Below are 6,616 nucleotides of genomic sequence, written 5' to 3'. Positions count from 1 at the left end.
CGCGCGGTAGGACGCCGCGCGGCCGGAGTCCACCGAGGCCACGCACGTGCGCACGGCGTCGACGAAGCGCGCCGCGGAGTCCACGCCCAGCACCGTGTCGTACTGGCCGGCGAACGAGTGGTCCTCACCGTCCTCCCCGGCCGCCGAGGACCTCACGGCCACCGGCGTCGCGCCGGCGTCGGCCATGCGGTCGAACCACCGGGAGAGGTCGACGACGACGAGGTTATCCGACGCGTCCGCGATCACGAACCCCCGGGGAACGTCCAGGCCGAGGCGCCGGAGTTCGGCCAGCCCCGCGGCCTTCCCGCCGTAGCGGTCGTCGGCGACCTCGTCGAACTCGACCACCGTCGGCGTCATCGCTCGCCTCCCAGCGCGTCGACGATCTCGGCCAGCGCATCGGTGGCGATGGGGCCCGTCTGATAGAGGCAGAGGCGGTCCGACACCCCGTCGACGCGGTCGCGGACGTGCGCGGCCACCTCGGCAGGGGAGCCACACGCGGCGATGGTGTGCAGGATGTCGTCGCTGATCAACGACGTCATCTCCTGCCAGCGGCCCTGCTTGGACATGGTGTTCAGCTCCGGCTGGAGGTCGCCCCACCCGTGGGCGTCGAGCACGGGCTTGTACGCCGGCGTGGAGCCGTAGAACGCCAGCAGGCGGCGCGTGGACACGTGGTCGTCGTCGGCCCCGGTGGCCACGGACACGATCACCTCGGGCACCACCTCGAAGTCCTCCTCGCCGCGACCGGCGGCGGCCAGTCCGGCACGCACGGCCGGCATCGTGGCCTCGTGGAGGAACTTCTTCGACCCGAACGGCATCACCAGCAGGCCGTCGGCCACCTCCGCGGTGGCCCGGGTCAGCCGCGGCCCGAGCGCGCCCAGGTAGATGGGCGGCGGACCGTACGGGTTGGGCCCGGGGACGAAGGTGGGGGTCATGAGGGTGTGTCGGTAGTACTCTCCGCGGAAGTCCAGGCGCTCGCCGGTGGCCCAGGTGGCGAAGATGGCCCGCAGCGCCCCCACCAGCTCCCTCATCCGCTCGACGGGACGGTCGAACTCGGCCCCGTAACGTTTCTCGATCTGCGCCCGCACCTGCGTGCCCAGGCCCAGGACGAACCGGCCCTCGCTGAGCAGCTGCAGATCGTTGGCCTGGTGCGCCAGCTGGATGGGGTTGCGGGGGAACCCGATCGCGACGTTGGACATCACGTCCAGCCCGGGGACCTGAGAGGCCAGCACCAGGGGGGTGAACACGTCGTGCGGGCCCTCGAAGGTGAACACCCCGGACGCACCGGCCTCCTTGAGCGCCTCCGCGCGGTGGACCACGTCGGTGGGGCCGAACAGGGCCGTCATGATCTTCACGCCTGCGCTCCGGTCCGCGAGGGGGAGCCCGAGTCGGCGTCTGAACCCGAGCCCGCACCGTCGGTCCAGTCCGTGAAGCCCGACGGGTGGTGCGGTCCGATCACGCCGTGCTCGAACAGGCCGGCGCCCTCGCGCGTCGTCCCGTCGGCCTCCGTGCAGACGGCGTGGCCGACGTGGTCGATGAGGCTGAACGCGGCCCCGGCCATCACGTCGGGGTCGGTGAGGTCAAAGCTCACCCGCTCGGTGAACCCCTCGCCCTTCCAGCTGCCGTGCGCCCAGGAGGAGTCGCCGCCGTACCCCGACCCGAACGCGATCGGCGCGTACAGCCTGGACTCCACGTCCAGCCGGAACCGGTCGCCGGCGCGGTTCATGAACTCCACGTGGACGCCCGTCGGGATCCGCGTGCCAGCGCGGTAGTCCACGTCCACGCGCACGCCGTCGAGCTGTTCGACGCGGCCGTCCCGCCAGCGACGGGTGCAGTCATAGAGACTGCGGTGGCCGTCGGGGTCCTCCTGCAGGATGAGGAACAGCTGGTAGTCGTCGAACGCAAGGGGCAGGTAGAGCCACCACATGCCCCGGAACGCGGTGTCCGGGCGGCCGGGTGCGTCCGCCTCGCCGACGGGACGGATGCCCCACGAGCGGTCCCGGGCGGCGACCGACGAGGAGTGGGTGACCTCCATCCGCTCGTCGTCGACCTCGATCCACCCCTCCCACGAGCCGAGTTGCGCGAAGCGGCTGGCCTGCAGCGTCACCCGCCGGTCGGTGAGCATCGAGTGCGGCTCCTCCATGGCGGCGGGGAACAGTCCCCGCCAGGTCAGGTCCGCGGCGATGCCCTCCGTCGGAGCCAGCGTCAGACGCAGCTCCTGCAGGGGTTCGATCACCTCGAGGGCGTATCCCCCGACGTTCGGGTGCAGGCGGTCGTCGTCGATCGCGTCGCTGAGGTGCACCGCGGTCTGCGTGTCACCACGGCGGACCACGAAGTAGGCATCCTTGACCCCGAGCCTGGGGTAGTACCCGATCCCGGTCAGGGCCATGAATCGGCCCTCGCGGTCGAGCACGTTGAAGTACGACCGGTCGTAGAAGTTCCGGTCGGAGGTGGCGGGCCAGGTGACCGGCGCGTGGGTCTGGTGGATCGGGTACTCGTCGAGCGGGCTGAGCTTCACGGGTCTCTCCCTGAAAATACGATGCGCACTGTATTGGAACTAGGGTGAACCCATGACAACAGACGGGCGCACGGTTGGCGGGAAATCGGCCAAGTCCGCCGGGGGCCGGTCTGGTGCCGGGCGGCCGCGCGACGGCCGGATCGATGCCGCGGTGATCGCCGCGACGAGGGAGCTCATCCTCGAGACGGGCTATCCGGCGCTGTCGCTCTCGGCGATCGCCGCGCGCGCGGGGACGACCACCGCGGCCATCTACCGGCGGTGGTCGGGCAAGGCGCAGCTCGTCCACGAGGCCGTGCTGTCCGCGGAGACCGTCGTGTTGCCGGCGGACTCCGGGGACGTCCGCAGCGACATCAGGGCGCTGGTGGAGACCATCCGGTCGATGTTCGACCGGCCGGAGGTGCGCGTGGCGCTGCCGGGACTGATCGCCGACACCGTCGCCGACCCCGTGGTCCACGACCAGATGATCGCCCGACTGGCCGGCAACCTCACCGCGTTCGAGAGCCGTTTCGGCCGGTCCCGGCGCGGCGACGACCAGCTGCCCATGCTCGCCGAAGTGGTCGCGGGCACCGTGATCTTCCGCATCCTCGTCCGCCGGGACGCCGCCCTCGACGAGGCGTGGGTGGACGAGATGACCGAGCTCATCACCGGGCGGTGGCCCGGCCCATCCGAGTAGCGGCTGCCGCGCGCGCAGCCGTCACTGCTGGCGGGGGACCGCGGTGTAGACGGCGACCTCGTCGGGGACCCCCTTGGCCTTGGTGAGCCGGAAGCTCCTCTTGCGACGCGTGGACACCCTGGACTCATCCAGTCCGGGGAGAGTGGTCTCGCTGACCAGGATCTCGCCCGTCCCCGCCTTCTCCGCCAGCCTGGCGGCGATGTTGACGTCGACGCCCAGGTAGTCGCCGCCGATCAGGCGGGGGTTCCCGGTGTGGATGCCGGCACGGATCCGGGGCCGCATGCCGGCGACCTCCACGCGGTCGAGCCCGGCGGAGCAGGCCACGACCGCATCGAAGGCGAGCTGGGGCGACGGGAAGACCGCCATGAGGCCGTCGCCGAGGCGCTTGACCACGTGCCCGCGGTGGTTCCGCACCTCCGGCTCGGTGGCCGAGGCGACCTCCCTCAGCAGCCGTAGAGCGTCCTCGTCGCCGACGCGCATGGCCCAGTTGGAGAACCCGACGAGGTCGGTGAACACGATGGTCACCTCGCTCCCGCTGCCGCCTCGGCCGGACCGTTGCGTCAGCGCGTGCCACACCTGCAACCCGCCCAGGGACAACTCGCGCGAGGCGGTGGGCTGCTCGTCGAACAGGCGACCGGCCACGCGGGCGATCGTCCCCGCGCTGTCGCGGCCCGCCGCCGAGAGCGGATCTCCGAACCCGGAATCGCCGGGCAACGCGCGCCGGGCGCGGCGCAACGCCTCGACCGCGGAGGGGTGTCTGTTGATATCGCGGGCGCCCGCTGCGATTCGGGCGGCGGACGCGCGCGCCCGCTCCCACCGAGGGTTCGACATGCTCAGAGGGTAGCCGCACGTGCTCCCGTGGTGCCGTGTGTGGTGGCGTGCCCGGACTCCAGGCGGACCACGCGATCGGCGGTGGCGACAAAGCGCTCGTCGTGGGACGCGCACCCGACGGCCACGCCCCGGCCGGCCTGCTCGACCAGGAGGGCATGGATGTGCTGCCGACTGGCGGAATCCAGGCCCGCATCCGGCTCGTCCATCAACACGATGTCGGCGCGGCTCGCGAGCGCCTGGGCGAGGAGCGCGCGCTGTCGCTGGCCGCCGGACAGCTCCGTCAGGGACCGGGACTCGAGACCGTCCAGGCCGACCGCCGCGATCATCTCGGCCACGACGCCCCGGGCCTCCCGCCTGCCGATCCGTCGCCCCCACGTCCCCATGGAGACGGTGTCGCGAACGGTGAGGGGAAGGGTCTCCGGCGCGGCGGGCCGCTGGACCACGAGTGAGACCGAGCCGAGCCGACGCACCTCGCCCCTCAGGGGCGACCGGACGCCGGCGAGCAGCTCCACGAGCGTGGATTTCCCCGACCCGTTGGGGCCGGCGAACGCGGTGACGGTCCCGTACGCCAGCTCCACGGAGACGTCGTGGAGGACCTCTCGACCCGCGTAGCCGTAACACAGCCCGTGGGCGCTGATGGCCGGTCCCGGTGGGGGCATGCTCTGCGCCTCCTTGTTGATAATGAATGTCGTTATGGATACTGTGCGTCCTCGTGCCCCTGCTCCTCGATCCGTTCGGTACCGCGTTCGTCGCGCGGGCTCTCGTCGGCGGCGTCCTGGTGGCGGTGATCTGTGGAGTGGTCGGCACCTGGGTCGTCATCCGGGGCATGGCGTTCTTCGGCGAGGCGATCGGGCACGGGATGCTCCCGGGAGTCGCACTGGCCACCGTTCTCGGCTTCCCGGCCCTGGTGGGCGGGGCCGTCAGTGCGGTGGCGATGAGCGCGGCGATCGGGGCGCTGCAGAAGCGCGGCAAGCTCTCCTACGACACCACGATCGGGCTGCTGTTCGTCACGATGCTCTCGGTCGGGGTGATCATCGTGTCCCACTCCGGAAGCTTCGCCACGGACGCCACGGCCATCCTCTTCGGTGACATCCTGGCGATCCGCGGTCCCGAACTCATCACCCTGGCCGCCGCGCTGGCGGTCACGCTGGTCGTGGCCGCCCACTTCCACCGGGCCTTCGTCGCCGCGGCCTTCGATCCCCGCGTCGCCCAGACCCTGGGGCTGCGGCCGAGGGTCGCCCAGGTGGCGCTCGTCGGACTCGTGACCCTCGCGGTGGTGGCCTCGTACCAGGCCGTCGGGACCCTGCTGGTGGTGGCGTTGCTGCTCGCCCCCGTCGTGGCCGCGAACCGATGGACCAGACGCATCCCCTCGACGATGGTGCTCGCCGCGGTGTTCGGGAGCGCCGCCGTGGTGATCGGTTTACTCGCCTCCTGGCACGCCGGGACGGCCGCGGGCTCCTCCATCGCGTTCTCCGCGATCGCGCTGGCAGGGGTCTCGGCGTCTGTGCACGCGGCCCTCCAGACGATTCGCGCCACCCGGCTCTCGCGCCACCGTCCCCCGGTCGGCCCGGTCGGCCCGGTCAGCCCGATCAGCCCGGTCAGCCCGGTCAACCCCGTCACCCCGGCCGCAGCGGAAGCGCCCGCCCCGTGACACACCCCTCGAGAAAGCAGAGCATGCGCACCCTCAGATCGATCGCCCCCCTCGGCGTCGTCGTCGCCCTTATCCTCACCGGATGCGCGGGTGGCACGGACGACCCGAACGCCGCCCCGCCCGGGACCGACACGACTGTGGAGGAGTCCTCGCCGCAGGAGACCGGTAGCGGGCACGGCGAGATCGAGGGCGCCGAGGAGGTGGCCGAGCCGCAGCTACACCTGGTGAGCATCGACCGCACCGGTGCGGTCGGGATGCTCAACCTGCTGGACGGGACCTCGTCCGAACCGGGCAGTATCGACCCGCCCACTGCGGTCACCTCGGACGGTCGGTACCTGTTCGCCGACACCGACTCCGGCGTGGAGATCGTCGACAGCGGCGTGTGGACGTGGGATCACGTCGACCACTTCCACTACTACCGGACCTCCCCGAGCGTTCTGGGGACCGTGGCCAGCGAGGGGCCGGCGGTCGTCACGACCTCCGGCAACGCGACCACCGGCGGCACCGGGGTGTTCTTCCCCGAGTCGGGCGAGGCGGTGCTACTCAGCAACGAGGCGCTGTCCGAGGGGCGGATCGAGGAGGTCTTCCGGCTCGAGACCGAGCCGCACGACGGTCTGGCCGCTCCCCTCGGAAGCGGCGCGCTCGTCACCTCCGTGGACGAGTCGGGGAGAGCCTCCGGGGTCGGGTTCCACGGGGCCGACGGTTCGCCGGTCGACGGTGCGACCGCACCCTGCGCGGACGCTCAGGGAGCCGCGACCACGCGCATCGGTCTGGTCGTGGGGTGCGCGGACGGGGCGCTGCTGGCCACCTACGAGGAGGGCGAACCGAAGTTCGAGCACATCGCCTTCCCCGACGGGACCCAGGCGCCGCGCGCGACCGACTTCCGGGGACGCAAGGGCCGGCCAGCCGTGGCCGCGCTCGCCGGGGACCAGGGCTTCTGGCTGCT

Annotated in this window: 8 protein-coding genes; 3 read left to right on the top strand and 5 right to left on the bottom strand. The window is 71.8% G+C overall.

What is annotated here, in order from left to right:
• The 3 genes from G6017_RS07760 to G6017_RS07750 form a co-directional block, all read right to left on the bottom strand.
• Nucleotides 1-357 (bottom strand): PEP/pyruvate-binding domain-containing protein (locus tag G6017_RS07760; RefSeq protein WP_277819583.1); only part of this gene is annotated, 357 nt, incomplete at its 3' end.
• Nucleotides 354-1,352 (bottom strand): TIGR03617 family F420-dependent LLM class oxidoreductase, encoded by a 999-nt coding sequence (locus tag G6017_RS07755; RefSeq protein WP_182616790.1) that lies wholly within the window; start codon nucleotides 1,350-1,352, stop codon nucleotides 354-356. The genes G6017_RS07755 and G6017_RS07760, both read right to left, overlap by 4 nt.
• Nucleotides 1,349-2,515, bottom strand: coding sequence for an Rv3169 family protein (locus tag G6017_RS07750; protein ID WP_182616789.1), 1,167 nt, complete (start codon nucleotides 2,513-2,515; stop codon nucleotides 1,349-1,351). The genes G6017_RS07755 and G6017_RS07750 overlap by 4 nt, the downstream gene beginning before the upstream one ends.
• A 52-nt stretch (nucleotides 2,516-2,567) precedes the next feature.
• On the opposite strand from G6017_RS07750, the gene G6017_RS07745 reads away from it, so the two are divergent.
• Nucleotides 2,568-3,188, top strand: coding sequence for a TetR-like C-terminal domain-containing protein (locus tag G6017_RS07745; protein ID WP_182616787.1), 621 nt, complete (start codon nucleotides 2,568-2,570; stop codon nucleotides 3,186-3,188).
• Nucleotides 3,189-3,209: 21 nt separating this feature from the next.
• Here G6017_RS07745 and G6017_RS07740 read toward each other — a convergent pair whose 3' ends face one another.
• Both G6017_RS07740 and G6017_RS07735 read right to left on the bottom strand, forming a co-directional pair.
• Entirely contained in the window at nucleotides 3,210-4,019 is an 810-nt protein-coding gene (locus G6017_RS07740) for an adenylate/guanylate cyclase domain-containing protein (protein ID WP_182616786.1), read from the bottom strand.
• Between the two features lie 2 nt (nucleotides 4,020-4,021).
• Nucleotides 4,022-4,678 (bottom strand): ATP-binding cassette domain-containing protein, encoded by a 657-nt coding sequence (locus tag G6017_RS07735; protein ID WP_182616784.1) that lies wholly within the window; start codon nucleotides 4,676-4,678, stop codon nucleotides 4,022-4,024.
• A gap of 53 nt (nucleotides 4,679-4,731) precedes the next feature.
• On the opposite strand from G6017_RS07735, the gene aztB reads away from it, so the two are divergent.
• Both aztB and G6017_RS07725 read left to right on the top strand, forming a co-directional pair.
• A complete protein-coding gene (gene aztB / locus G6017_RS07730; RefSeq protein WP_182616782.1) occupies nucleotides 4,732-5,670 on the top strand; it encodes a zinc ABC transporter permease AztB in 939 nt (312 codons plus the stop codon).
• Nucleotides 5,671-5,693: 23 nt separating this feature from the next.
• Nucleotides 5,694-6,616: ABC transporter (locus tag G6017_RS07725; RefSeq protein WP_182616780.1), on the top strand; the 923-nt coding region annotated here is incomplete at its 3' end.

The sequence above is a fragment of the Dietzia sp. B44 genome, assembly GCF_014145245.1.
Classification (GTDB): domain Bacteria; phylum Actinomycetota; class Actinomycetes; order Mycobacteriales; family Mycobacteriaceae; genus Dietzia; species Dietzia natronolimnaea.
Note: the sequence above shows the minus strand (reverse complement) of the source record. Positions and strands in the feature narration are given on the sequence as shown.

Excerpts from the sequence above, each read along its gene's own strand:
- G6017_RS07745 (WP_182616787.1), top strand. The coding sequence starts at position 2,568 with ATGACAACAGACGGGCGCACGGTTGGCGGGAAATCGGCCAAGTCCGCC.
- G6017_RS07740 (WP_182616786.1), bottom strand. The coding sequence starts at position 4,019 with ATGTCGAACCCTCGGTGGGAGCGGGCGCGCGCGTCCGCCGCCCGAATC.
- G6017_RS07735 (WP_182616784.1), bottom strand. The coding sequence starts at position 4,678 with ATGCCCCCACCGGGACCGGCCATCAGCGCCCACGGGCTGTGTTACGGC.